At 34.8% G+C, this 25757-nt stretch carries 19 protein-coding genes and 1 pseudogene; 15 read left to right on the top strand and 5 right to left on the bottom strand.

Features of this window, described 5'->3' with window-relative positions:
* Window positions 1-145: 145 nt before the first annotated feature.
* The 6 genes from GSM_RS15525 (at window position 146) to GSM_RS09400 (ending at window position 5695) form a co-directional block, all read left to right on the top strand.
* Window positions 146-280: a hypothetical protein gene (locus GSM_RS15525; RefSeq protein WP_261974527.1), complete on the top strand. Its 135-nt coding sequence runs from the start codon at window positions 146-148 to the stop codon at window positions 278-280.
* Between the two features lie 338 nt (window positions 281-618).
* Window positions 619-2733, top strand: a complete 2115-nt coding sequence (locus tag GSM_RS09380) for an MMPL family transporter (RefSeq protein WP_003687484.1) — start codon at window positions 619-621, stop codon at window positions 2731-2733.
* Window positions 2734-2791: 58 nt separating this feature from the next.
* Window positions 2792-4009: a sensor histidine kinase gene (locus GSM_RS09385; RefSeq protein ID WP_003687485.1), complete on the top strand. Its 1218-nt coding sequence runs from the start codon at window positions 2792-2794 to the stop codon at window positions 4007-4009.
* Complete coding sequence (locus GSM_RS09390; RefSeq protein WP_003687487.1) at window positions 3999-4622, top strand: response regulator transcription factor; 624 nt, start codon at window positions 3999-4001, stop codon at window positions 4620-4622. The genes GSM_RS09385 and GSM_RS09390 overlap by 11 nt, the downstream gene beginning before the upstream one ends.
* Window positions 4623-4681: 59 nt before the next feature.
* Window positions 4682-4924: a hypothetical protein gene (locus GSM_RS09395; protein ID WP_003687488.1), complete on the top strand. Its 243-nt coding sequence runs from the start codon at window positions 4682-4684 to the stop codon at window positions 4922-4924.
* A gap of 144 nt (window positions 4925-5068) precedes the next feature.
* A complete protein-coding gene (locus GSM_RS09400; protein WP_003687489.1) occupies window positions 5069-5695 on the top strand; it encodes a DapH/DapD/GlmU-related protein in 627 nt (208 codons plus the stop codon).
* A 316-nt stretch (window positions 5696-6011) separates the two neighbouring features.
* On the opposite strand, the gene GSM_RS09405 is transcribed toward GSM_RS09400, so the two are convergent.
* Window positions 6012-7232, bottom strand: a complete 1221-nt coding sequence (locus GSM_RS09405; RefSeq protein WP_003687496.1) for an acetate/propionate family kinase — start codon at window positions 7230-7232, stop codon at window positions 6012-6014.
* Between the two features lie 254 nt (window positions 7233-7486).
* Between GSM_RS09405 and adhE the strand changes: the two genes are divergently transcribed.
* Window positions 7487-10177, top strand: a complete 2691-nt coding sequence (gene adhE, locus GSM_RS09410) for a bifunctional acetaldehyde-CoA/alcohol dehydrogenase (protein WP_003687498.1) — start codon at window positions 7487-7489, stop codon at window positions 10175-10177.
* Between the two features lie 988 nt (window positions 10178-11165).
* On the opposite strand, the gene GSM_RS15080 is transcribed toward adhE, so the two are convergent.
* On the bottom strand, window positions 11166-11654 hold the full coding sequence (locus GSM_RS15080) for a helix-turn-helix domain-containing protein (protein ID WP_003687502.1): 489 nt from the start codon (window positions 11652-11654) through the stop codon (window positions 11166-11168).
* Between GSM_RS15080 and GSM_RS09425 the strand changes: the two genes are divergently transcribed.
* The 4 genes and pseudogenes from GSM_RS09425 to GSM_RS09440 all read left to right on the top strand — a co-directional run.
* On the top strand, window positions 11608-12522 hold the full coding sequence (locus GSM_RS09425; protein ID WP_235720371.1) for an MFS transporter: 915 nt from the start codon (window positions 11608-11610) through the stop codon (window positions 12520-12522). The two genes, GSM_RS15080 and GSM_RS09425, sit on opposite strands and share 47 nt — an antisense overlap.
* 25 nt (window positions 12523-12547) lie before the next feature.
* Window positions 12548-14122, top strand: a complete 1575-nt coding sequence (locus tag GSM_RS09430) for an alpha-L-rhamnosidase-related protein (protein ID WP_003687506.1) — start codon at window positions 12548-12550, stop codon at window positions 14120-14122.
* Between the two features lie 47 nt (window positions 14123-14169).
* The gene (locus GSM_RS09435; RefSeq protein WP_003687509.1) at window positions 14170-15072 is read left to right on the top strand and encodes an ROK family protein; all 903 of its coding nucleotides are present in this window, start codon (window positions 14170-14172) and stop codon (window positions 15070-15072) included.
* 424 nt (window positions 15073-15496) lie between these two features.
* Window positions 15497-16561 (top strand): annotated as a pseudogene (locus GSM_RS09440) (glycosyltransferase family 2 protein); the annotation flags it as partial.
* 135 nt (window positions 16562-16696) lie between these two features.
* On the opposite strand, the gene GSM_RS09445 reads toward GSM_RS09440, so the two are convergent.
* Window positions 16697-18760, bottom strand: coding sequence for a methyl-accepting chemotaxis protein (locus tag GSM_RS09445; protein WP_003687513.1), 2064 nt, complete (start codon window positions 18758-18760; stop codon window positions 16697-16699).
* A 353-nt stretch (window positions 18761-19113) separates the two neighbouring features.
* On the opposite strand from GSM_RS09445, the gene GSM_RS09450 reads away from it, so the two are divergent.
* Complete coding sequence (locus GSM_RS09450; RefSeq protein WP_003687516.1) at window positions 19114-19566, top strand: DUF3290 family protein; 453 nt, start codon at window positions 19114-19116, stop codon at window positions 19564-19566.
* Between the two features lies 1 nt (window position 19567).
* Window positions 19568-20221 (top strand): DUF421 domain-containing protein, encoded by a 654-nt coding sequence (locus GSM_RS09455; protein ID WP_003687517.1) that lies wholly within the window; start codon window positions 19568-19570, stop codon window positions 20219-20221.
* A 60-nt stretch (window positions 20222-20281) separates the two neighbouring features.
* Here the strand turns inward: GSM_RS09455 and GSM_RS09460 are convergent, their stop codons facing one another.
* A complete protein-coding gene (locus GSM_RS09460; protein WP_003687519.1) occupies window positions 20282-21196 on the bottom strand; it encodes a LysR family transcriptional regulator in 915 nt (304 codons plus the stop codon).
* Between the two features lie 150 nt (window positions 21197-21346).
* Here GSM_RS09460 and dld point away from each other — a divergent pair, with 150 nt between their 5' ends.
* Both dld and GSM_RS09470 read left to right on the top strand, forming a co-directional pair.
* Window positions 21347-23029 (top strand): D-lactate dehydrogenase, encoded by a 1683-nt coding sequence (gene dld, locus GSM_RS09465; protein ID WP_003687521.1) that lies wholly within the window; start codon window positions 21347-21349, stop codon window positions 23027-23029.
* 183 nt (window positions 23030-23212) lie between these two features.
* Window positions 23213-24403: a chloride channel protein gene (locus tag GSM_RS09470; RefSeq protein ID WP_390173851.1), complete on the top strand. Its 1191-nt coding sequence runs from the start codon at window positions 23213-23215 to the stop codon at window positions 24401-24403.
* Window positions 24404-24624: 221 nt separating this feature from the next.
* Here the strand turns inward: GSM_RS09470 and GSM_RS09480 are convergent, their stop codons facing one another.
* Entirely contained in the window at window positions 24625-25713 is a 1089-nt protein-coding gene (locus GSM_RS09480; RefSeq protein WP_003687525.1) for an Ldh family oxidoreductase, read from the bottom strand.
* Between the last annotated feature and the right edge of the window lie 44 nt (window positions 25714-25757).

A 25757-nucleotide genomic window follows, 5' to 3' on the forward strand; every position in this document is an offset into this window, starting at 1 on the left:
ATAATTTCACGGAGTAGCAAGTAAAATTATTATTGCACATTTAAATTCTATATATTAAAATAATAAATTGGGGTAGCCTAAAAATAATATTTTAAGTTGCTAAGGCAGGTTTATATAAATTGAACAATTTAAGGGGGTGATTGAAATGACAGCTGCAGAGAAAAAGTTAATTTGTATAAGAATTGATGACATTAAAAGTGTTTTAGAAGAAAGATATTTGTCTCCAACGGATTTTTCCAATATTTTAAATGCATTGAAGAAAGATATTACTTCTATCTAACTTTAATAAAGCGAGCAAATTAATGCTCATTTGTACTTATTGTGCACGCGGTAGTAATTTGTTCACTTTTTACTTTGAATTGAGTAATAACTTGATGTGTAACAAGTAAGAGCCTCAGCTTTTTTAAAGAAAAGTGAGGCTCTTTTGTATTAAATTGATATAATTTTTTGTTACTTCATTTTGGAAAGACAGTACAAATAAAAGTCTTTTAAAATTAAGACTAAATTTTATAATATTTTTATTTAAGCGATTTATTTATAAGTTTTCCCTTTAGTACATTACGAATAATATTCCTTTATGAGAATATGTAGTTACTATTTTGATTGGAGGAGTAACTATTGGGAAAATTTTTAAGTTCTTTAAGTGAGTTTATTTATAAACATGCTAAATTAACAATTTTGTTAGTCTTAGCAGTGGCCGGTATTATTGGTGGCACAGCAATCTATCAAGGTTCAAATTTTAGTGATGCAAGTTTGGAAATGAAAGGAACAGAATCACAAACTGCTTTGAATATTGTAAAAAAAGATTTTAGTTCTGTATCATCTGAAAATGCTACAGAGAAAGTTGTTTTCAGGGCAAAAAGTGGTAAATTGACTGATGCAGACAAAGTTCAAGCAATTAATCAATTTGTTCAAGAAGCAATGAAAGATAAGAATATTAAGGCTGTGATGACTCCTGCACAGCAGGGAAATATTGTAAAAAAAGATACAATTGGTTATGCCACAATTGTATACAAACAAAAGAAAGAGAATCTTAAAAAAACATCTGTAAATCGTGTACTTAATGCAGTTAAAAAGACAAAAAATGTGGGAATTCAAACAGAATTAACAGGTGATTTAACGATCAACCAGATGGATACTGGCGAGAAGTCAGAAATTTATGGTTTGATTGCAGCAGTTATTATTTTAGCAATAACTTTTGCCTCATTTGCAATGGCCGGATTACCAATTCTTTCTGCTATGATTGGCCTGGCTATAAGTGTTATGGGAATTATGATTTTGTCACATCATATCACGTTTGTTTCTGCGGATTTGTCATTAAGCGGTATGATCGGATTGGCTGTCGGTATTGACTATGCGTTATTCATTATTTCTAGATACCAACAAGAGATCAAAAAAGGCTTAGCTAGGAAGAATGCGCTGGCAAAAGCGATGACAACGGCCGGTAAATCAGTTATTTTTGCAGGAATAACAGTCATCGTAGCCTTGCTTGCTATGAGCGTCCTAGGAATAAGTTTCTTAACTGTTATGGGAGTTGCAGGAGCGATATCTGTTTTATTTGCTCTATTTACCTCATTGACATTTGTTCCAGCAATGATTGTTTTATTGGGGAAATTTGCCACTGGTGAGAAGAAAAATAAATTCCTCAAAATATTTTCCAAAGCAAATAAAAATTATGGTTGGGGTAAATTTGTTAATAAATACAAATTTTTATTAGCAATTACTTCGATTGGACTGCTAATAATAACGGCTATTCCTTTTAGTCATATTAATTTAGGCCTTCCTACTGACGGTAATAAGAGTACCAAATTCACAGAACGACGGGCATATGATCTCATGAAAAAAGGTTATGGTGCTGGCAACAGTGCTACTCTAGTTGTTTTAGCTCACACGAAAGATCAAGCTAAAGCGGATTCCGCGTATAAGACGATAAAAGACGATAAAAATGTTTCATCAACTACACCACCCATGCAAGGTAATGGTAAATCTGGTAATTATTTCATGCTGACAGTAACACCCAAAACTGATGGCAATAGTCTTGCAACCAAAAAATTGGTTAATAAGATCAGATCGCAATCTGAAAAATCGGGTATACCTAAGTTACTGGTCACGGGTTCAACGGCTATCAATATTGATATGTCAAATGCTTTAATGAAGGCCTTACCTAAGTTTGCTGCAATCATTGTCGTATTTTCGTTTATTTTGTTGATGATTGTTTTCAGATCATTATTGATACCAACTGTCGCTGTTGGTGGCTTTGTGTTATCCTTGCTAGCCACATTAGGAACGCTAGTTTTTATTGTTCAAGATGGGCATATGCAAAATTTGGTAGGATTGACTGGCAAAAGTGCCATCCTGAATTTTGCCCCAGTTTTGGTTATTGGGATTTTATTTGGACTCGCAATGGATTATGAGGTCTTTCTTGTCAGCCGAATTCGAGAGGTTTACAATCAGACTAAGGATAATAAAAGGGCAGTATTGGAGGGCTTGAAAAGTAGTGGTAAGGCAGTTTTTGCTGCGGCTCTGATTATGACAGCAGTCTTTATGGGCTTCGTTTTTGCAGGTGATTCAACAGTTAAATCGATTGGGATTGTCCTAACCTTGGGAATTTTGTTTGATGCGTTTATCGTACGAATGATTCTTGTTCCAGCAATGATTGCTATTTTTAGAAATAAAAATTGGTATTTGCCAAAATGGTTAGACAAAATACTGCCCCATATTGATGTCGAGTAGTGGTTTATGAAGGGGAAAATAATTTCCTCTTTTTTTCATTAGAAAGGAGGAATTAAAAATGTCCGTCTCAACAACTAAAACTGAAATCAAAGATATTTTTTTTATTAAGGGTAAGTGGTTGATATTATTATGGATGTGTTTTATTTTTGTTTTTTCTCTCTATCTTTCTTATTCCCGGCTAGGATTAATAACGTATATGGCAGGTTTTTTAATTTTTCTACACGTGATAATTCTTTTTACAGCTCGTAAACTATTGAAAATATTTAAGACTGTTAATTTAGTTCTCAGTATCCAAATTATGATATCACTTGTTATGGGAGGCTTGATGATTTATAATCCAACCTCTGCTCTTACATTCCTAGTCGGTTTTTTGCCCGTAGTTGTTATTGAAGAAATAACGTTTATCAATAGTAAAAGATGGGTTAATCCATTTTCTTTAGGATATATTATTTTATTATTGATTTTAGGTCTTATTATTAGTGATTTGGAGAGTGAATTTTTCATACTTGAATCAATTGTTGCACTGGTTTTTGTTTCAAGATATTACTATTCAATGATTAATGCTAATTATAAAAAAAAGATTGAATTACAACAGCTAAATAATGAATTAAATGATGCTTATAAAGAAGTTGCACGTCTAACAACACGTGAAGTAAAGCAGAAACTCGCCAGAGATTTGCATGATACATTAGTCCAAGATTTAGTTGGTATCAATTTACAGTTAGCTATAATTGAAAATCATGTACAGAAGAAGAACTTCGATAGCGCTGCCAAAAGTCTTAGGGATACTCAAAGACTTACCAAGGAGGCGATAGGTGATTCACGAAAGACAATTGCGGAATATCGTAAAATTAAAGACGAAGATATTAAATTAACTGTAAAGGCTAAGGTGCTTGAAAAAACACAACTTTTGAAGAAAAGATACGGTCTAGTTACTGATATTAATATTACCGAGGATCTTGAATTACCTAGTAATCTTTTAATTGATGTGCTAAGAATGATTAATGAAGCATTAATTAATGTAATACGTCATGCAGATACTGACAAGGCCCAAGTTGACGTTTACATCAAAAAAGAAAAATTAATTGTTAAAATTATAAATAATGGGATACCATTTCCTGAAAAGTACCAACAACGACATGATCATTATGGCTTGATAGGTATTAGAGAAAGAGCAAAAGCACATGGTGGAGATCTTAAGATATGGAGTACGCCAGAAGTTGGAACTATTGTTCTTGTTGAAATTCCAATAGGAGGGAAAATAAATGGTGCATAGAATCATGGTTATTGATGATCATCCGATTGTCCGTAACGGTTTGGCAGGAATCATCAATACTCGGGAAAATTTAAAGGTAGTAGCTAGTGCATCTGATGGAATTGAGGCTTTAGAAACTATCAAGGGATTAAAAGATAGTTTACCCGATGTGATTCTAGTGGATGTATTAATGCCACGGATGGATGGAATAGAGTTTATTAAAGCAGTAAACATAACTTCAAAAATAATTATTTTGTCTACCGAAATTGATCGGTATGCGGTGATGAATATGCTCTCATTAGGTGTTCAGGGTTATTTGTTAAAAGATGAGGACCCAGACGATATAGTTAATAATATTGAAAAAGTTGTAAGTAACGATGACTATGTAGCTCTGAGTACTGAAATTATTGATGAAATCAATAAAAATAAGTCCAAAAAGTATTTCAATCTATCAGATAGACAGGTTGAGGTATTAAATATGGTGGCTAATGGCTTAACTAATAAACAAATTGGACAAAAATTATTTACCACAGAAAGAACGGTGAAGGCGCATTTAACTGAGATTTATACACTTTTAGATGTTTCTAACCGAGCACAAGCAATCGCTGTAGCGATAAAAAGAAATATTATCTGACTTAATAAAACAAATACTATAATTTGTAAAGAATTACTGTAATGTAAGGAGAAATCGTTATGCTTATAGATGATCAAAAGAATAAAATATCTGGTATTGTTACTACGCAAATAATGAAAGTTATTTATCCTCTTGTTATAGCTCGGTCAATAACAGGCCAGTTTTTAAAAGTTAAATTAACAAAAAAAGAAAGAAGAGATCCAGTACTATGGCAAACATTGCAAAGTATTTGTGAAGCTAAACTATGGATCCCTGTTACTTATAATAATCACTATCTATTGCAAAATGATTGGCTTATCTAGTCTAAAAATGGCATATGTTTGAGTTTATAAAAGTAATTTAATTTGGTAATTACTTTTATTTTGTACATCAATGACCATTGCTTTATAATGATGATGCTAAACAAACTAAGCATAAGCAAGTTATTGAGAAAGAGGGCCTGAATGATGCATATTGAATTTCCAAAATTGTCAAGAGACACACCGATAATTGGCAAAGGAACCCAAATAAAACGGTCAACATTAGGACAATGGGTCGAATTAGGAGAAAATAATTTGATCGATAATTGTGTAATTAGCGATTATGATTATACTGGTCAGTATTGTTTCATGCAAAATAGTGATTTAAAAAAATTCATTAGCATAGCTGCCCAAGTTCGAATTGGACCAACTAACCATCCGTATGATCGTGTTTCACAGCATATTTTTTCGTATAATGGTGCATCATATGGCTTTCCTCAAAAAGATACTGCTTTTTTGGAAAAACGCCAACAAATAAGGACAACAATTGGGAATGATGTTTGGATAGGTCATGGCGCAATTATTCAATCGGGTCTAACAGTTGGTGATGGTGCAGTAATTGGATCAGGAGCTGTGGTAACACATGATGTTGAGCCATACACGATTGTTGGCGGAGTATCAGCAAAAGTGATCAAAGAGCGTTTTCCAGATGAAATTAAAACTGATTTGGAACGTATTGCCTGGTGGGACTGGTCACGACAAGAGTTAGAAGAGTATTATTTAGATTTCAGATTACCAGTTGCAGAATTCATAAAGAAACACTTAAAGGATTAAATTTTTGTTAAAAAGCATGGTAAAGGCACCACGCTTTTTAAATTCCCAAAATTACATTACAAATTACACCATATAGGAAAGAAATGGAACACGTTTGTGCGAAATAAAATAGAGGGGAGTGTGACATAAGTCGGTAAAATTTGAGTACTAACAAGAAATTACGAACATAGCGAGTAATTTGCTATGAGTAATTCGAGGTTAGGCGGAAACTTTTGATTTATGGAACACGTTTATCCGGAATAAATAGAAGAGCTGGGTCAAAAGTTAACTTTTGACCCAGCCCCCAGGAAGAAGAAGATTTTTTTTAGCGAGCGTACTAATAATTAACTGCAGATTTGCTAAATGATTGTTTGGTTGAAGTCAGCTCATAAGTATCTCTGGCAATCATCAGTTCTTCGTCAGTTGGAATCACTAATAAGTGTGCTTGACTGTCAGCAGTTGCAAAGTCAAAAGGTGAGTCATGATACTGATTTTGTATTGACTCAAATTTAATTCCTAAACAATTTAGACGTTCGCAAATCAATTCTCGTACGTGATTATCATTTTCACCGATTCCCCCAGTAAAAACTAGAGCGTCGGCACCACCCAATTCAAGCCAGTATGCTCCGATATAATCGCAAATTCGTTTTACAAACATTTTTATTGCTAGTTCAGCTTGTGGATTTCTTGTAGATTCACGTTCAATTTCGCGCATATCTCGGCTGACTTCAGATACACCCAGTAAACCAGAATGTTGGTTTAAAACTTTCATGCACTCATCCATATTTGAAAAGGCGTGATGTTTCAGCAAATAGACCAAGGCTGATGGATCAACATCGCCGCAGCGAGTACTCATCATCAGTCCTGTTAGAGGAGAAAACCCCATTGAAGTATCAAAACTTTTACCATTTTTAATTGCTGTTACCGAAGCTCCAGAGCCTAGATGTAATGTAATCAATTTCAATTTACTTAGTGGTAACTTCAACATTTTTGCTGCCTGTTGTGCAACAAAGCGGTGACTTGTACCATGTGCACCGTATTTTCTAACCTTATATTTGCGGTAATATTCAAGTGGTAATGCATACAAAAAGTTTTCTGGTGGTAGATCAGTATGAAAAGAAGTATCAAAGACAGCAATTTGAGGACAATTGGGTAATAGTAGTTCCGCATCCAAAATTCCGGCTATGTTTGCTGGGTTATGGAGAGGGGCTAGTTCGCTGATGCTTTCTAATTTTTGTATTACTTCTGGTGTAATTTTTGTTGAATGTTGAAAAAGTTCTCCACCTGCAACAATGCGGTGGCCAATCGCAGTAATTTCTTGCGAAGTAGTAATAATTTGGTGTTTCTTCAATAAATCCAAAGCGAGTTCAACGGGTGTAATTTTCCCCGTGTAGTGTTGTGCGATTAATTCATGATTTGGTAATGTGATGGTCACTAGTTGATTAGTTTCATTTGAGTAATCAACCATAATTTTTGCTAGGCGTTGCTCAGAGGGCATTGCAAACAAGCTGATTTTCAATGATGAACTACCGGAATTGATTGATAATACTTTCTTCATCAACAAAATCTCCCTTCATACATGTGATTATATTCACACAAAATGGTAACACTATTAATTTTTTTGTCAATTATTAATTTAAATTATTTATAATTGCTTATTTGTAGGTAATTGTAAATTAAAAAGCTCATGTTGATTTTATTTTTATTAAGTGTTGTAATTCACAAGTGAAAGCGGTATTATAAACTTGTAACAAAATAGTGATTATTTTCACAAATATTAAAGCAAAATTGACATTTAGGGAGGATTAACACATGACAATTACAAAAAAAGTTAAAAAAGCGCTTTCCCCTGAAGAAAAAGCGAAACAATATGAACAGGCAGAAGCTTATACTGGTAGCTTAGTTGAGAAAGCCTTGATTGCAGAAAGATCTTATGCCTCTTACACTCAAGCTGAGGTTGATAAGATTGTTGCAGCTGCAGCACTAGCTGGTTCTGAAGCAGCTTTGTTATTGGCACATGAGGCAGTTGATGAAACTCAACGTGGTGTTGTTGAAGATAAGGATACAAAAAATCGCTTTGCAACTGAAAATATTTATAATCTAATTAAAAACGAAAAAACAGTAGGTATTATTGGAGAAGATAAAGTTGCTGGTCAAGTTAAAATTGCTGCCCCACTGGGAGTTTTAGCTGGAATTGTTCCTACTACTAATCCGACGTCAACAGCAATGTTTAAAACTTTGCTGGCTCTCAAAACACGAAATGCAATTATCTTTGCCTTTCATCCACAAGCACAAAAATGTTCTGCTCATGCAGCTAAAATACTGTATGATGCTGCAATTGCTGCGGGTGCTCCCAAAAATATCGTTCAGTGGATTGAAGTGCCAAGTTTGGACAATACGACAGCCTTGATTCGTAATCCAAAAATTGCTTCAATTTTAGCTACTGGTGGCCCCGGAATGGTTAATGCTGCATTGAAATCTGGAAATCCTTCAATGGGTGTAGGCGCGGGGAATGGAGCAATCTTTGTAGATCATACGGCGGATTTGGACCGAGCAGTCGAAGATTTACTGTTGTCTAAAAGGTTTGATAATGGGATGATTTGTGCAACTGAAAACTCTGTTGTTGTTGAATCACCTGTTTATAATGACTGGTTGAAAAAGATGCAAGATAAAGGCGCCTATATTGTTCCTAAGAAGGACTATCAAAAAGTTGCTGACTTTGTTTTCAACGATCGACATGGTGTTAATGGACCAGTTGCTGGGAAACCTGCTAGATGGATTGCAGAGCAATCAGGAGTTGTTTTACCAGAAGATAAAGACGTTATGTTGTTTGAGCTTGATCCGAAGAATATCGGCGAGAAGCTCTCTTCTGAGAAGCTTTCGCCACTGTTGTCGGTTTACAAAGCGAAAGATCGTCAAGATGGAATCGAAATTGTCAGCAAGTTACTCAATTATCAAGGTGCCGGTCATAACGCAGCTATTCAAATTGGTTCGCAATCAGATCCATTTATTAATGATTATGCAGATCAGACTAAGGCTGCTCGAATCTTGGTCAATCAACCAGATTCACTTGGTGGAATAGGCGATATTTATTCTGATGCACTGCGTCCAAGTATGACACTCGGAACTGGATCATGGGGGAAAAATTCATTGTCACATAATTTATCGACTAGTGATTTATTAAATGTAAAGACTGTTGCTAAACGTCGTAATCGACCTCAATGGGTTCGTTTACCAGAAAAAATATACTATGAGAAAAATGCAGTTTCCTATCTGCAAGATCAAGTTGAAAATATCAATCGTGCCTTTGTTGTTGCCGATCCCGGAATGGTAAAATTCGGCTTTGTTGATAAGCTTTATGAACAATTATCGTTACGTGATGAACCTGTAAAGACTTCGATTTACGGGACAGTTAGGCCTGATCCAACGCTAGGGCAAACGATTGAAATTGCGAAACAGATGGCTCAATTTGGGCCAGACACTATTATTGCTATTGGTGGTGGTTCGGCTTTGGATGCTGCTAAGATTGCACGCTTCATTTATGAGTACTCTCTTGACCAGCCTGAAGGATTCTTAGATAGTTACGATCAGGTAAGTGAACTCTTCACGCGCTTACAGCAGAAGTTTATTGATATCAGGAAGCGAATTGTTAAGTTCCATCATCAATTGAATACTAAGTTAGTAGCTGTTCCAACGACTTCCGGTACAGGTTCCGAAGTGACACCATACGCAGTTATCACTGATGATAATACACATGTTAAATATCCATTAACTGATTATGAGTTGACGCCACAGATTGCGATTGTTGATCCAGAATTTGTTATGACAGTTCCAAAACGTACGGTTGCTTGGTCAGGACTCGATACTTTGTCACATGCACTCGAATCATATGTTTCGGTGATGGCCTCGGACTTCACTCGTCCATGGGCATTGCAGGCAATCAAGTTGGTTTTTGAAAACCTGGGTGAATCATACAAATTTGACGCAAAAAACCCAACAAGTGGAGGAGAAAAAGCTCGTGAGAATATGCATTACGCTGCTTGTTTAGCTGGAATGTCATTTGCGAATGCTTTCTTAGGAATTAATCATTCATTAGCACATAAAACTGGTGGTGAATTTGGATTACCTCATGGGTTAGCGATCTCTATTGCAATGCAGCATGTTGTTCGTTTCAATGGTGTTGCCGGTAAGGTTAAACGGACACCTTTCCCTCGCTATGAAGTTTATAGCGGACAAAAGGACTATGCTGATATTGCACGTTTTATCGGCCTTCAAGGTAAAGACGATGCTGAATTGGTTGAAAAACTTTGCCAAAAGATTGAAGAGTTAATGGCCTCAGTTGATGTTACACCAAAATTATCAGCTAATGGCGTTACTAAGGAAAAGTTTGAAGTTTCCCTGGATAAATTAGTGGACTTGGTTTATAACGATCAGTGTACGCCAGCTAATCCACGCCAGCCTAGCTTAGATGAAATTCGCCAGATATTAATTGATCAATTCTAGATTCTATTAGCTGATTAAGGTGGGCAAAATTGGCTAGTATATGAAATTTATCAATTTTACTGATGGATTTAAAGAGCTCTCTTCGGAGGGCTTTTGTTGTATGTGTGAACATGTCTTAAAAATAGGAATAATATTAAAGAAACTTTCTTTATATACTTGGTATTTCAAACTAGAAGTATCTATGATACTTAAAATAACAGCAGGAATTATTTGTATTCTTTTAGGAATATGGGAGTTTTATACAGTTAGAGGAGTATTCGTAAGAACCAAGAAAAATAGTGGGGAAGAATACTTCAAATTTTTTGCTTGCAGGTCTTGGGAGTGCCATAATATTTTGAGTAGCGCTAATAGGGATTGGAATTACACTAATACTTAATGGATATTAGTAACGATGAGCTTTTATAATACTAAGTTGCATAGCTTTAATATGAAAAAAGACTAGTTCAAAAATTTAAATTTTGATCTAGTCTTTTTTTGTATACTTATCATATTTGATTGCTTAATCTATCGTATTAGTTTTAAATTTTGTATCAAATAATGGTGTTTTAATCAAATTCAATTAATTTGAAAAGACGAGAACCATTAGTTATAAAAAGAACCTTTAATCTTTTTTAAATGAAAGTTGAGTTTGTATAAGAATAATTACAATAGTTGTCATGAGAATTAAAAAAATTTTGATAAATTAAATTATTGAGAGAGTGAAGTAGTTGTGGAACAGAGAAAAAATACTTTTCCTAAGAAACGCATATGAATTGATTTATGATTAGTTGCAATATTAGTATCAGCCGCTTTTTTTATATGGTTGGAATATCTGTCATATCACATCAAAAAAGGTGATAGTTTAACTGGAAATATGAATAATTAATATAACTTATTTCAAATACAGCAGTAAAAGGACAGTGATGGCAATTGATGGATACAATGAACTGACAATGTAATAACATTAAAATAGTTTGAAAAATAGTGAATAACATAGAGCTACGTTTTTTTAAATGTGATATTTTTTTCTGAAACGTGTAGGTGTAGTATTTAAATATTTTTTGAAAAGTTTGGTCAAATAACTTTGATCTGAAAAGCCTAGCATTGCTGCAATTTCAGTAACAGTTTTATTTGAGAAAACTAGTTGACTCTGTATCTCACGTATTTTCTGTTCATTCGCATAATTGACAATAGTTTGGTTTGTAGCTTGTTTGAATGAATAACAGAGATAGTTTTTGGAATAACCCAGTTGTTCTGCCATGATTGTCAAATTAACAGGTTCATTTAAATGTTTAAAAATATAATCTTGAATTAAAAAAATCAAGCTTGAATTGGAGAAGTTTTGTGCTGCCCTAACTCGTTTTACAAATAATTCACCGATTTCTTGTGTTAGATCGACAACTGCAACTGTTAGTTCGATTATTCCAGCTTTTTCAACTAATTTTACTATAATTTTAGTATCACGTGCAGTGTTAGGTGTTGGGATAGGGCTAGCCAACCCACTAGCAATTAGTCTAATTGGAGTTTTCTTCTTTGGTGATGAGAGGGCTAAGTTGATGGGGTGGCGCTCAGCGATTGCTGGAGTCGGCACATCATTAATGACATATTTTGCGGGGCAACTTCTTAACATTAATTGGCATGCAGCTTATTGGGTATATTTGCTATTTGTCCCAACCTTGTTATTGTTTATCTTTTTTGTTCCAGATCCAGAAAAAACTGGTGCAGTAGAACGGCAAGAAGTTGAGCAGCAAAAGGAACTAGCAGAGGCTCAAGATAAAGGTCAAAATGTTCAAAAGGATTCGAAATTATTAGTTGCAACATTAGCGATTCTAACCTTCCTAATTTTGATTGCAATTATGGTTTTAGCAATTAAGTTACCAACATTTTTTGTTGAAAGTAAAATTGGAACTGCTACTCAGGCAAGCAATGCATGGAGTATTTATAACTTTGCCAGCGTTGCTGGAGGAATTTTATTCGGTTATTGTTACAAAGTTTTGCGTAAATATTTATTGCCAATGGGTTTGATTGCATCAGGAATTGGGATGGCATTCATCAGTATATCTAAAAGTGTTGAATTAATTTACATCCTGTGTGTGATAATGGGAATTGTTAGTGCGATGATTATCCCATATATTTTTATTCGGATCAGTGAGACATCTTCACCTAAAAAGGCGCCATTATATACCTCAATTACATTAGTTGGTTCAAATTTAGGATCTTTTTTATCACCATACGCGGGGGAAATATTAGGAGTATCAGGTAAAACTGCAATTTTAAACGCAGGTTTTCTGATGATTACACTATCGATTATTTCATTGATAGTAATCGTAAAGATTAATTCTAGTAGAAGAAAAGATGCAGCATAGTATAGAGAAAGGAAGATGTTGAATAATGGAATTTCAAAAGAATCAAATGATTAAATTTAAACACAATTCTAAATTGCTTGAGAAGGCGCAACAAGCTAAACCAGAGTTAAAATTCGAAAAAATTGTACCACAAAGAACTGTTGAGATTGTTCCTGATCATGAAGAATTATTTGGCTATCGTGTTGCACCATTGTCACATCGAATTACAGAATTGAACCAAATGGCATTTGGTAAAGGAGAGCGTGTGATATTAGATCTTGGCGATCATCATGTTGGTAATTTTCAAATAAAAATTGATTCAGTTGGTTCGCCAATGGACGCTTCACTTTGGTTACATGTTGTATTTGCTGAATTGCCAGTTGAGTTAGGAACCATTCACGAAGATTACCACGGCTTATTGAGCAGCTCTTGGTTAGCAGAGGAATATCTACATTTGGATGTTTTACCTTCACTTTTGAAAATGCCTCGTCGATATGCTTGTCGTTATATTATGCTAGAAGTATTGGATACATCACCTAAATGGAAAGCTGTTTTCAATGAACCATTGTTTACAGCAGAAAGTGCAGTATCTCTAGATCAAGTTTCAAAATTGAATTCAGGAGACTCAGTGTTGGATCGGATTGATCAGGTTAGCTGTAAAACACTCCATGATTGTATGCAGGATGTTTTTGAAGATGGCCCTAAACGCGATCGACGTTTGTGGTTAGGTGACTTAAGATTGCAGGCATTGTCTAACTATGCAACTTTTGATAATCAACAATTGGTTAAAAGATGTTTGTATTTATTTGGTGGATTGACAACTGAAGATGGTCAAATTTCAGCCAATATTTTTACGCAAAGAGAACCAATTCCTGATGATACTTTTTTGTATGATTATAGTTTGTTTTTCGTTTCAACTTTAGCAGATTATTTTGAACGTTATCATGATTTAACGGTATTGAAAGATTTGTTTCCAATAGCACAACAACAGCTTGATCTGGCATTGCAGTTAATGAATCAAGATGGCCAAATTGAACTGAACTCTAAATGGCCAGTGTTTATTGATTGGTCGCAAGAGTTTGATAAAGCGGCCTGCGCCCAAGCAGTTACAATCTACGTAGTGAAACAATTTTTAGAACTGGCGAAAGAAATGAATGTTGAGGTTAAAAGTTATCAGAAAATTTTGAATAAATTGACTAATTTTGCAATTGAAAAGTTGTATGATCAGCAACGTGGCTTATTTATGAGTGGAGCTGAGAAAGAATTTAGTATTGCTAGCCAAGTTTGGATGGCGTTGGCAAAAGTCTTACCTCCTGCTGAAAATCATGCACTAATGGAAACAACACAAAAGGAACTTTTCCCAATTTCTGGAATCGCGACACCTTACATGTATCACCATGTGTGTGCCGCATTATTTGAAACACAGCATTCAGCAGCAGCACTCGATCTAATCAAGAGTTACTGGGGAAGCATGATTGAGTATGGTGCTGATACTTTTTGGGAAGCATTTCAACCTGAAAATCCGACTTTTTCTCCGTATCAGAGCATGGCAATTAATAGTTATTGCCACGCATGGAGTTGCACACCAGCATATTTGCTTAGAAAGTACCTAAAGTCTTAAGAACAGAGTGATGAATATTTATAGTTTGGCAAAGAGGAGAGAATTATATGCGAAATTATTTGAGTATAGATATTGGTGGAACTAATTTAAAATACGGTTTGATTGATCATTCTGGTAATTTGCTCTTCAAACAACAGGTGGCAACACCTACTGAAAAAGTATCTTTCATTAGAAAGTTAAAAGAAATTATAGCTGTGTATCAGCAAGGAATCTTTGGTGTGGCAATCAGCGTTCCTGGGAAGGTTAACTCTCAAAAAGGCATCGTATACTACGGTGGATCATTACCATTCTTGGATCAGTTGAATTTTAAAGAGTTAATTCAAAACCAATTTGATGGCTTGTCAGTGGCAGTTGAAAATGATGGTAAAGCTGGTGCTTTAGCGGAGTTATGGCTGGGTTCTTTGCAAAATAAGCCTAATTCAGCTGCCATCATTCTTGGCACAGGAGTAGGTGGTGGAATTATTATTAATAATCAATTATTACCTGGTAGTCATTTTCAAGCAGGTGAATTGAGTTTCATGATTAATAATTATCAACTTGATGGTTATGATAAAATGGTTGGAATGAGTTGTTCAGCCGTTAAAATGATTGAACAGATTGCAATAACTTTAGATTTACCTGATAAAAAGGACGGGCTAGCTGTTTTTGAACTACTTAGTCAGCAAAATCAACAGGCTTGGGATATCTTTAGGACATATTGTCGTCGTATTGCCTATCTCATTTTGAATGTTCAAAGTGTAGTTGATTTGTCAACTTATGCAATTGGTGGCGGTATAAGTGGACAACCATTGTTAGTTAAAACAATTAATGAAGAATACGATGAAATATTGTCAGAGCTGCCTTTAGTCAAAGAAACTTTAAAGCGTCCAGATATAAAAAAAGCCAAATTTGAAAATAGTGCTAACTTATATGGTGCTTTATATAGTTTACTGCAAGAAATGGATAATTGATATTACTCCTGAAATTAAGATTCCAGAAACTTTCAAAAGCATAGATAAATATTGTTTGGTAGTGGTAATTGACTTGTACTTGTTTAAACATAGTGAAAATTCATAAATCATATTGTTGAACGAAAGAAAACAGCTAATACATTTAAAAAGAAAATAGGTAATTTGTTAATTAGAATTTGAACTATTAAAAAAATATCTTCAAAAAATATACCGTAACGAGAAAAGCTATTTGTTTTCCTGCTACGGTATTTTGATATGATCAAATAAAAATATTGATATATGGGGTTTATGTTAGTGGGAGTTTAGAAATGAGTATATCTTAGTAAATAATTTTTATAAGCTTTTTTAGTTAGCTTAATTTACTGAAGATATGGCAACTGGAATGTTGCTACAAGCTAAAGGCTAGAAAACAGGTTTTGTAAATGAAAACCTCGCAATTGGGCTAGCTCCTGAGACCTTTCAAGACCTTATTAAGCAGCGAGATCGTTGGGGTCGTGGAAATATTCAAGTAGCAAAAAAGTGGAATCCCTTATTTTTGAAGGGATTGACCTCAATGCAGAAGCTACTCTATATTGATGGTATTAATTATTGGTTTTTTGGAATACGAAAAATAATTTTTTTGATAGCTCCACTGTGGTACATCTTATTTGGTTTTTCAAGTTTGAATGCAACTTTCAGTCAATTATTATTGATTTGGGTGCCAATGTTTATAGCTACACAATTGGCATTTAAATTAGTTGGACAAGGTAGGCAGAATGTAATGCTAAGTAACCTGTATGAAACTGCTACTGCCCCTCATATAGCATATGCAATTTTATCGGAATTAGTCGGAAGAAAGCAGAAAAATTTTGCTGTAACACGGAAGGGGATAAATACAACTAAATCGAAATTTAATTTTAAATTTGGGTGGCCGTTGGTATTAATTACTTTTTTGTCAGTTGTTAGTTTGATTAAGGTAGTATATTTGATGACCCAATCTACAAATTTAAGTAGCGTTTACATTAATGTATTTTGGATTGGATATAACTTGATAACTTTAGTTTTAGCAATTTTTTTATGTATTGAAAGGCCTCGGTTAAGGAAGGCAGAACGATTTGAGAGTCATAGAAAAGGAAAGCTGTCCCTAGTTTCATCAAAAGGAGAATCTGTCGAGCTTGAAGCAAACATAATTGATTGGAATGAAAGTGGTGCTCGAATTCATTTTATTTCCAAAAAAAAGCTATTGTTAGGTAATTATCAAGGAAAATTAATGGTTGATGATCAGTATTTGAATGTTAGGGTCGTATGGATAGCATCTGAGGTACTTGCTGTTGAGTTCCTTAAAGTAAGTATTGAACAGTTTGCCTATCTAGTAGGAGAGACTTATGCACGGCCTTCACATACCATCGAAAGCATAACTTATAATAATAAATTAATAAAACTTTTATTTTTGCAATTTTTTAGACGAAGAAAAAGAATGTCGAAAAATAAAAAACTCTTTAAGCGATAAAGTATATTTTTTATGAACTTTAAGAACATTTTTATATGCAATTAAAGAGGAGGCAAGTCAGAATTTAATTTTTGACTTGCCTCCTCTTTTTACTCTGAGTTAACGATATGATACTTGTAATGAGCAGTAATAAAATTATTTTTTAAAGTCAAATTTCTCGATGACTTTTTTTAATGTGGTAGAAGATGCTTGCAGCTGAGCTACATGATTAGTAAATTCTTCCATTGATGCTTGTACTTCCTCTGAATTTGCTGAGACTTCCTCCGTGCCAGCTGAATTTTCTTCTGTGGAAGCAGCAATATTTTCCAAACTTGTCTGAACCTTATGTTGAATTTTTTCGATTTTTTGGCTAGCCTCCTCAACTTCTTTGATTCCAAAGATTAGTTCTTGATTTACATCGAAAACATTTTTGGACGATGTAATAGCTTGTTCAATTAATTTGGTTTGTTTTTCTCCACCCTCAATAGAGTCATTCATTTTATTGGCAATCTCATCAGCATCATTGCGTATCTTCCCTAAAATATCACTAATTTCTTTAGTTGAAGTCTTACTCTGATCGGAAAGCTTCCTAATTTCTGTTGCAACAACTGCGAATCCCTTTCCAGCCTCGCCTGCACTTGCAGCTTCAATTGAAGCATTTAAAGCTAGTAAATTAGTTTGTTGTGTAATACCGCTGATAACAGATACGATCTTGTTAACGTTTTGAACTTGTTTATTCAAGTCCTTGATACTTTCGCCTAGTTCCTTTGTTTTAGCTAATTCGTCTTCCCAATTGTTGGCAACATGGTTGGAAAGTGTAAGGTTTTCCTGATTCATCTTACCAGAATTTTGTGAGTGCTTCATCATATTCTCAATTTTAATTCCTAAGTTATCAATAATAGTGGTTAAGGTTTCTAGTTGACCCACGCTATCAGAGGTTTCCTGTGCTTGTGAAGTAGTTACTTCAGCAACACCCGTAATGGCTTGTGCAACTTCTTCTGTTGCCTTGCTTGTTTGCTGTGACAAAGATAATAATGACTCAGACTTATCTGCAACTGTAACACTTTCTTTTTGTACACTGTCAATTACCCTACCTACAGCATCGACCATTCTATTGTAATGAAAGGAGATTTGGTTAAACTCGTGTCCGTTTTCATCTGGTTTACTGAATCTATGTCCTAATTCTTTTGGGTGGAAGATAATTCTAAAGAAGTTCTTATTTTCACTAGAATAACTTATTTTTGTGAGTTTTCCTTTACTTGCAGCCTCAAAATGTTGGATATATATGGAAACAGTTTCTTTAATGAATTTCGAAGCATACAATGCATAAAATGATACGATAATTATTAATACGAGCATAGTAACAATTGAGATCATTAGTAAGGTATGCAATTCTGTTTGTAAGTCATTTTGATCTACAACAGAAAAGGACCATTCGTTCCCCTTTTTGTTATATACAATTTGAGCGGTATCACTATTTTTAACTTTCAGAGTTCCTTGTTTTTGTTTTGCAGCTTTGAGCGCCTTAAACACTATATTCTTCGTGATACTTTTACCGCTGTTAAAAGTATATTTTTCCGATTTACCCTGTGAGGCAATTATTGTTCCGTTTTTAGATACTAATGTTACGCTACCTGTTCTTCCAATATTCAAGCCTGAAATTGTCTTTTGGACACCAGAATATGATAGATCAATTCCTAAAACACCGACTATCTTTCCTTGATTGTTTTTCACGGCAATTGCGGCTGTAGTTAGCATTTTACCAGTTCCAGCATCCTTGTAGGGACTTGTCCAAAATACTTCTCCATCTTTCTGAATTGCTCCCTTATACCAAGGACGTTCACGTGGGTCAAATCCTGAAGGTAATTTAACAAAGGTAATCATTTCTCCATTAGTAGAGCCAAATTCAATTTGTTTCATTGCGACATTGCCTTTTTTTGCCATTTTTAATGCATAGCGAACATCTTTAGAATTGTAATTTGTTTTTGTGAAAACGGAAGATGATGCTAGACTTTCTAGCTCTTGATTTATTGAGGTATGTAAATCGTTATTACTTGCAACAAGAGTATTAACAGCACCTTTCTGACTGCTTTCATTACGTGTGGTCAACATGTTTTTCGTCGAAAGATATGAAAAAAGCATGATTAAAAGAGCAGTTGCAACAATGAACCATACTAACAAATTCCAGACAAACCTTCCCAAACTTTTTTTGCTTTTCATCCAATTAAACACTCCTTTTCATTAAACGCCTATAAATCTTTATCGGGTTCTTTTTCTGAAAATTAAGGGATAGTATGTATAAATTTGAAATTCGACTTCGTTTGTGATGGAAAATGTCAATGTAAGCCACCATTTTTTATAGATGTTTCAAATGAAAAAGCGAAAATTACAATTAGGAAAAATGTTGATGTAGAGTAGTAGATAACGTGTGAAAAGATGATTTAAAAATTATTTTTTCTGTTCAACAGTGCAAAGCTGAACTGAGAACAAATGATAACTGGTATAATTAATGGTGAGTTGAAGTTAAAGTATGATACCGTAAAGGCATTAATACGTGAAAGGGAAAATCTGCAATGAATTTTTATTCTTATGATTACTTAGTTCAACAAAATAGTCAGCAAAACATTTTTTATCTTAGCAGTGTTGTAGTTGTAGCAATCGTTGCTATCGTGATGGGAGCTCTTTGGTGGAGGCAGCGCACAGAATTAAAATATCGTGATTTATTTGTTATAATGATGCTTTTGCTGTTTCTAGTCATTGGAAGTCAGGTGAATGAGTGGCAGAATGTAAAAAATGAGTATAATCAGAAATCACAGGTAATTCGAGTTATTCAAAGTGCTGCTAGGGAAAAACATGTAAAAAAAGAGCAAGTTTGGGCAAATACAACTAATATTACAAACGGGATGTTGATTAAAGTTAAACAGCATTTTTATAAAGTAGAAGTAAGTGATGATAGTAATAGTTTTACTCTATCCAAGTCAGTTCTAATCAATCGTACAATTCATTACGTGAGGGTGAAAAATTAAAATGTTATCTTATACAGATGTGACAATTAAATTAGCAATAGGATTGCTGACGATTATCTTACAAATCAATTTGTCTGGAAAAAGTAATTTAGCTCCCATTAATGCCCTTGATCAGATGCAGAATTACGTTTTAGGTGGAATTGTAGGGGGTATGATTTACAATGAAGGCGTTACTGTGCTGCAATATATTTTGGTCTTACTGATATGGACATTGTTGGTAGCAATTCTTAGATTTATTACGAAGCACAATAAGTATATGAAGTGGTTAATTGACGGCAAACCACAGACTTTGATTAAAAATGGTAAATTGATTGTTGCTACTGCATTGAAAAATGGAATGAGTGCCAATGATTTAACATTTCGCTTGCGTACAGAAGGAATTTCAGATATTAAACAAGTAAAGTCTGCAGTACTTGAGCAAAATGGACAATTGACAATTACGCAACGTGGCGATGAAGCAATTAAGTATCCGCTGATTTTGGATGGCCAAATAAATGAAACAATACTAGAGGAAACTGGGCATGATCTTGATTGGCTCGAAAAGAAACTAGCTGCTAAAAATTTAGAGGTCAAAGATGTTTATTTAGGCACCTATGTTGATAAAGAATTAAATATTTTTACATACACTGAGCCTAAAATTTCCAAGCAGAGCTAATGAATTATCTTCAGCTTATTTTATTGGATAGGACATAAGAAGTTTGAATAGAAAGGCTGATTATTGAATAATGATTTCGGTTCCTAATTCATTAGCAATGAATTCTAATAATTCTTTTTGTTCATTTGTAAAATAATGGTTACGCCGATAGGCAATACTTGCAATCAACTGCGGTTGTAGTTCGTCTAGCAGGGGAATACTTACGATATTAGGATAATTGTTTTGTGCGACTTCAGAAAGTATTGTGATGCCAATATTTTGTGAAACCATATTCATTAGAAAGCTTACGTTATTGGTTTCGAGAACTTCATGCAGTTGTAATTTATTTGTTTTAGATAGAATCTGTGCGACTTTTAAATGAACAAAGTTTTGATTTAATAATATGAAGTTTTCATCCTTTAGCTCAGAAAAGTGGACACCTTTTTTCTGTGCTAAAGGGTGTTTTTTTGATACGAAGATGTGAAAATTACTTGCAGCAAAGTCTTGAATAATTAAGTCGTTTTGTGTAGTCTCAGTGAATTCCTCAGTATTTAATGAACCAATCAAAGCAGCATCAATTTTGCCATTTTTTAGAGATCTTCTGAGGCTGTTAGATCCTGATTCGTAAATTTTGATATGATTCAGTAATCCCTTGTTATTTAGTTTTTCAGCTATTTTATAAAAATATGTATTTTCGATGATGGAAGCTAATCCTAGGTTGAAATTTTTGGCAGTGAGACGTTTGATTTCTTTTTGGGCGGTTTCAAACTCATTAATAATTGTAATTGAATGGCGGAAAAGCTGCTCCCCAGCAGGTGTGATAATAAGTTCTTTACGTGATGATTCGCGGATCATCAGCTTTGCATCAAACAGTATTTCTAATCGTTTAATGGAATTACTGATAGCAGGCTGACTAACATTATAGAACTTGGCAACTTTTGAGAAGTTTTTTAGTATATACAGTTTTCTAAAATACTGGATATCTTGGAAGTTCATATGAGTATTGCTCCTTTTTAATAACATATAGTTATAGTATTTGTTAAATTTGATTATACACTTACTTATAATATATCCTATAAGATGTTTTTTACACAGATATTAAAATATAGGTATTTAGTACAAATTTTGTTTGATAAGGGAGAAAAAATGTCAACAGTTGAAGAATTAAACGCAGTTGTCGGGAAAAAACATGTTATTACAAATAAAGCTAAGTCACTACGTTTTCGAAAGGGATATCGTTCTGGCAAAGGGGATGCATTGGCCGTCGTCTTTCCGGCTAATCTTGTGGAACTTTGGCAAGTACTAAAGATATTGCATCGACATGATATCATCATCATTATGCAGGCTTCCAATACAAGCTTAACAGAAGGATCTATACCCGCAGATGGATATGATCGTGAAGTTGCTGTTGTAAGTGGACATCGAATTAAGGACTTACAGCTAATTAATCATGGAAAGCAAGTGTTAGCATTTCCTGGGACAACATTATTTAAATTGGAAAATGCTTTGAAACCAATTAATCGTGAACCGCATTCAGTGATTGGTTCATCGACTTTAGGTGCTTCTGTAGTTGGGGGAGTCAGCAATAATTCTGGCGGCGCATTAATCCGTCGCGGACCTGCCTATACAGAATTGTCACTGTATGCAAGAATCGATGAGAATGATGAACTTCATTTAGTCAATCATTTGGGGGTTGATTTAGGAACGACACCAGAAGAAATTCTGACTAATTTAGAGCGGCGTAATTTTGATGTTGATAATGTAAAGAAGGCCGAGCATTATGGCCATATTCCAAATTATCAAGCACGTGTACGTGATGTTGAGGCTGACACACCAGCACGTTATAATGCTGATCCGCATCAATTGTATGAAGTCTCAGGCTCTGCAGGTAAGGTTGCTACCTTTGCAGTGCGGCTTGATACCTTCCCAAAAGATGGTGAATCACAAGTCTTTTACATTGGGACAAACCATCCTAGTGTATTAGAGGATCTCCGACGTCATATCATGAAGAATTTTGAAAATTTGCCTGTTTCAGGAGAATACATGCACAGTGAAGCGTATACTTTGGCAAAAAAGTATGGTAAAGATTCACTGATTGTTATTGATAGATTGGGAACAGATTTCCTACCATATTTGTTCTCTTTAAAGGCAACAGCTGAAAGAATATTGGGACATTTTCATTTTATTAAACCATATCTACCGGATAGAGTTCTGCAAAAACTTGGAATGTTATTTCCGAATCAGTTGCCGAAACGCTTAGAAGAGTTCCATGAAAAATATGAGCATTATCTTATCTTAAAAATGGAAGGTGCTGGTATCCAAGAGGCACGTGAATATTTAAAAGATTACTTTCAAACAGCTGAAGGGGACTATTTTGAAGCAACTCCTAAGGAAACGAAGAGGGCTGAGCTTCATCGCTATGTAACAGCGGGAATCGCAATCCGTTATCAAGAAGTCTTTCAAGATACAATTACTGACATTTTGCCTATCGATGTTGCATTGAGACGTAATGAGTATGATTGGTTTGAAAAATTGCCAAAGGAAATTGAAGACAAGATTGAACATAAATTATATTATGGGCATTTTTTGGATCATGTTATGCATCAAGACTATATTCTAAAATCTGGTGTGGATCCGCATGAATTAAAGGAAGAAATGTTGAAATTATTGGATAAACGTGGTGCAATTTATCCTGCAGAACATAACGTTGGACATTTATACAAGGCAGCGCCAGCATTGGTTGCGCATTATAAGAGGAACGATCCGACAAATAGCTTTAACCCTGGAGTTGGTAAGACAACAACACACAAATATTGGGGTGAGTATTAAAAAAGTTACAATCAAATTATAAATTTGAGCTGGGTTAAAAGTTAGATTTGAGATGTAGTTTATAGTTTACTATAATTAAGAATTGAAGTTGTGATAATAATAAAACTATATGTCAGTTAGGTTGTGTATCGCGTGAATGACTTTTTAAAAAAAGACAATTTTGTTCTTTTATTCTCTACAATTATGCTTGGAATCATAGTCGGAATTAGTTCGTTATTGCTGAGCCTTTTACTAGACGGAGTTGAAAGATTATTTCTTAGCTTTCAGGAAAGTGCAGGAAATCCGGCATCATTAGAGATACTTCCAGTGCATCGATTTTTATCTGTTTTTATTGGGGCAATAGTTGCGGCAGTTATTTGGTGGATTATTAGGACAAGAGTCAAAAAGCCAGTGACCATCACCAAAGGGCTAGCGGGTGAGAAAATGCCTCCTGTACAAACTGCAATACATGTAATGACTCAGATTTTTTATGTGGGGACAGGTGGCTCAGTTGGGCGAGAACTCGCACCGCGTGAAGCTGGTGCAATGCTCGCACAATGCTGGAATGGCCTATTGCATAGATTGCGGCTTGACTTATCTGAAGATGACAGCAAATTATTAATTGCCGCTGCCGCTGGTGCAGGATTTGCAGGCATTTATAGTGCTCCTTTCACAGGAATGCTTTTTTGTGTAGAGATATTGCTTAAAAAGGTAACTAAAAAAGCGATTGTAGTAAGTTTAATCATGTCCTCAATTGCAATGCTTATTGGTACAGCTGTAAAGGGCTTTGGTCCATATTATTTAGTTGGTAACCAACAATTTTCGCTTGCTTTTTTAATATTTGTGTTCTTTGTTGCACCTCTTTGTGGGATACTGGGTGCAATTTTTCGTAGGAGTTTCAAATGGGCTGGAAAGTTTCAGGCAAAAGGAAATTGTATTTTATGGCAATTACCGTTGATGGGATTAGTAACAGGAATAGCAGCATTATCATTTCCTCAGATTATGGGAAATGGGCGGGCGCTGGCACAATTATCCATCGACACCTTTAATCAACAAATGATCTGGTTATTGCTCGTTGGGGCCTTGGCAAAGGCGATTATTACAGTGTTCACTATTCGAGCAGGTGCTTCTGGTGGAACGTTAACTCCTTCAATTGCACTTGGTGCAGTAATTGGAACTGTTTTAGGAATAATCTTTCATTCTTTTTTTATTGCTATTCCGATTTGGCAATGCTCGTTATTAGGAGCATGCACGCTATTGGCGGCTTCACAACAAGCACCTCTGATGGCTTTGATGATGATCATCGAGATCAGTCATCTGAATTATTCTGCTTTTTTACCTCTTGGAATTGGTGTTGCGCTGGCAATAGCGGCTTCAAAATTAATTCCAGAATAATTAAATTAACAAATTGAGATGTCTTGGAAACTATATGATGGTTTATTATGAAATAAACAGAGGGACTGGATCAAGAATTAACTTTTGATCCAGTCCCTCTTACTCATTTAGTGTGTATAAAAATAACAGGATGGTACTTTTTTGCACTAAAAACATATACAGATATAAATAATAACTTAAACCACTGTATACGACTAGCAAATGACTGTACCTTTATTAAATTATGATAAATATTCATTGAAAGCAACACCTAGACGTGTTGCGATTGATTTAATTTCAGAAATTGTAACATCATCAATATTGATTCCATTTTCTTTTGCATCAAGGTAACTAAGTTGTTCTTTATCACCATGAACATAGATTGTACGACCGGCAACAGCAGGCAATTCGCGGATTTCTTGCAGATAATCAGAAAAGCGGGCAATAATCGCTTCTTTATTGCCAAAAATGTCTGGATCAATTGCAATGAAACTTTGACATGGGCCAACTTCAGGATTGCTGCCATCAATTTCAGATGAGATGTCGCCTTGTGAAAGAATCGAGGTGAATATTTCTACTATTATACCTAAACCAAATCCCTTATGACCACCTGTCAGTTCAGAAACTCCACCGAGTGGGGTCAAGCCAACATTTGATTTTGGAACACGGAGTAAGTCTAAATCCTGATCATTGGTATGATCATATATGGGGTCGATCCCATCTTTGGCTACCCAAAATTCGGGGAAATCTTTTCCTAATTTACGATAGACTTCAATTTTACCTTGCGGAACTGTAGTGGTGGCAAAATCAAGTATGAAGTTATGCGGCTGAGCGGGCATTGCAAATCCAATTGGATTAGTTCCTACAAATGGCTGGGTTGAATTGGTCGGCACCATTCCAGGACGAGAATTTGTCGAAGACATTCCGATTAATCCTTGTTCTGCAGCCATATTTGCATAGAAACCGGCTATTCCATAATGGCTTGATTTCTTTGTAGTGACAATGCCCACTCCATGTTCTTTGGCTTTTTTGATTGCAAGGTTCATGCTGTAGATCCCATTTAATTGACCAATTCCAAAATGAGCGTCAATGACAGCACTAACAGTAGTTTCCTTTACAATTTCAGGAGTACTATTGATTTTAATCTTACCGTTTTGAATGAATTTATCGTACATGGTCATGCGCTGAACTCCATGTGACTCAATTCCATGCATATCAGTATAAATCAATGTATGAGCAATTTTTTTGCTGTCAGCAGATGAAAAACCGTAAGCTTTGTAGATTTTAACGACGAGTTGAAGCATTTTTTCACTATCATATTTCTTAATCACATTAATCACCCTTCCATTTTTAGGAGAATTACAACGACATTTTA

The sequence above is a fragment of the Liquorilactobacillus mali KCTC 3596 = DSM 20444 genome (assembly GCF_000260415.1).
Lineage (GTDB): Bacteria > Bacillota > Bacilli > Lactobacillales > Lactobacillaceae > Liquorilactobacillus > Liquorilactobacillus mali.

What these genes read in the sequence shown, in the direction of transcription:
- GSM_RS15525 (WP_261974527.1), top strand. Translation starts at nt 146, where the DNA reads ATGACAGCTGCAGAGAAAAAGTTAATTTGTATAAGAATTGATGACATT.
- GSM_RS09385 (WP_003687485.1), top strand. Translation starts at nt 2,792, where the DNA reads ATGTCCGTCTCAACAACTAAAACTGAAATCAAAGATATTTTTTTTATT.
- GSM_RS09390 (WP_003687487.1), top strand. Translation starts at nt 3,999, where the DNA reads ATGGTGCATAGAATCATGGTTATTGATGATCATCCGATTGTCCGTAAC.
- GSM_RS09395 (WP_003687488.1), top strand. Translation starts at nt 4,682, where the DNA reads ATGCTTATAGATGATCAAAAGAATAAAATATCTGGTATTGTTACTACG.
- GSM_RS09400 (WP_003687489.1), top strand. Translation starts at nt 5,069, where the DNA reads ATGCATATTGAATTTCCAAAATTGTCAAGAGACACACCGATAATTGGC.
- GSM_RS09405 (WP_003687496.1), bottom strand. Translation starts at nt 7,232, where the DNA reads ATGAAGAAAGTATTATCAATCAATTCCGGTAGTTCATCATTGAAAATC.
- adhE (WP_003687498.1), top strand. Translation starts at nt 7,487, where the DNA reads ATGACAATTACAAAAAAAGTTAAAAAAGCGCTTTCCCCTGAAGAAAAA.
- GSM_RS09430 (WP_003687506.1), top strand. Translation starts at nt 12,548, where the DNA reads ATGGAATTTCAAAAGAATCAAATGATTAAATTTAAACACAATTCTAAA.
- GSM_RS09435 (WP_003687509.1), top strand. Translation starts at nt 14,170, where the DNA reads ATGCGAAATTATTTGAGTATAGATATTGGTGGAACTAATTTAAAATAC.
- GSM_RS09445 (WP_003687513.1), bottom strand. Translation starts at nt 18,760, where the DNA reads ATGAAAAGCAAAAAAAGTTTGGGAAGGTTTGTCTGGAATTTGTTAGTA.
- GSM_RS09450 (WP_003687516.1), top strand. Translation starts at nt 19,114, where the DNA reads ATGAATTTTTATTCTTATGATTACTTAGTTCAACAAAATAGTCAGCAA.
- GSM_RS09455 (WP_003687517.1), top strand. Translation starts at nt 19,568, where the DNA reads ATGTTATCTTATACAGATGTGACAATTAAATTAGCAATAGGATTGCTG.
- GSM_RS09460 (WP_003687519.1), bottom strand. Translation starts at nt 21,196, where the DNA reads ATGAACTTCCAAGATATCCAGTATTTTAGAAAACTGTATATACTAAAA.
- dld (WP_003687521.1), top strand. Translation starts at nt 21,347, where the DNA reads ATGTCAACAGTTGAAGAATTAAACGCAGTTGTCGGGAAAAAACATGTT.
- GSM_RS09470 (WP_390173851.1), top strand. Translation starts at nt 23,213, where the DNA reads ATGCTTGGAATCATAGTCGGAATTAGTTCGTTATTGCTGAGCCTTTTA.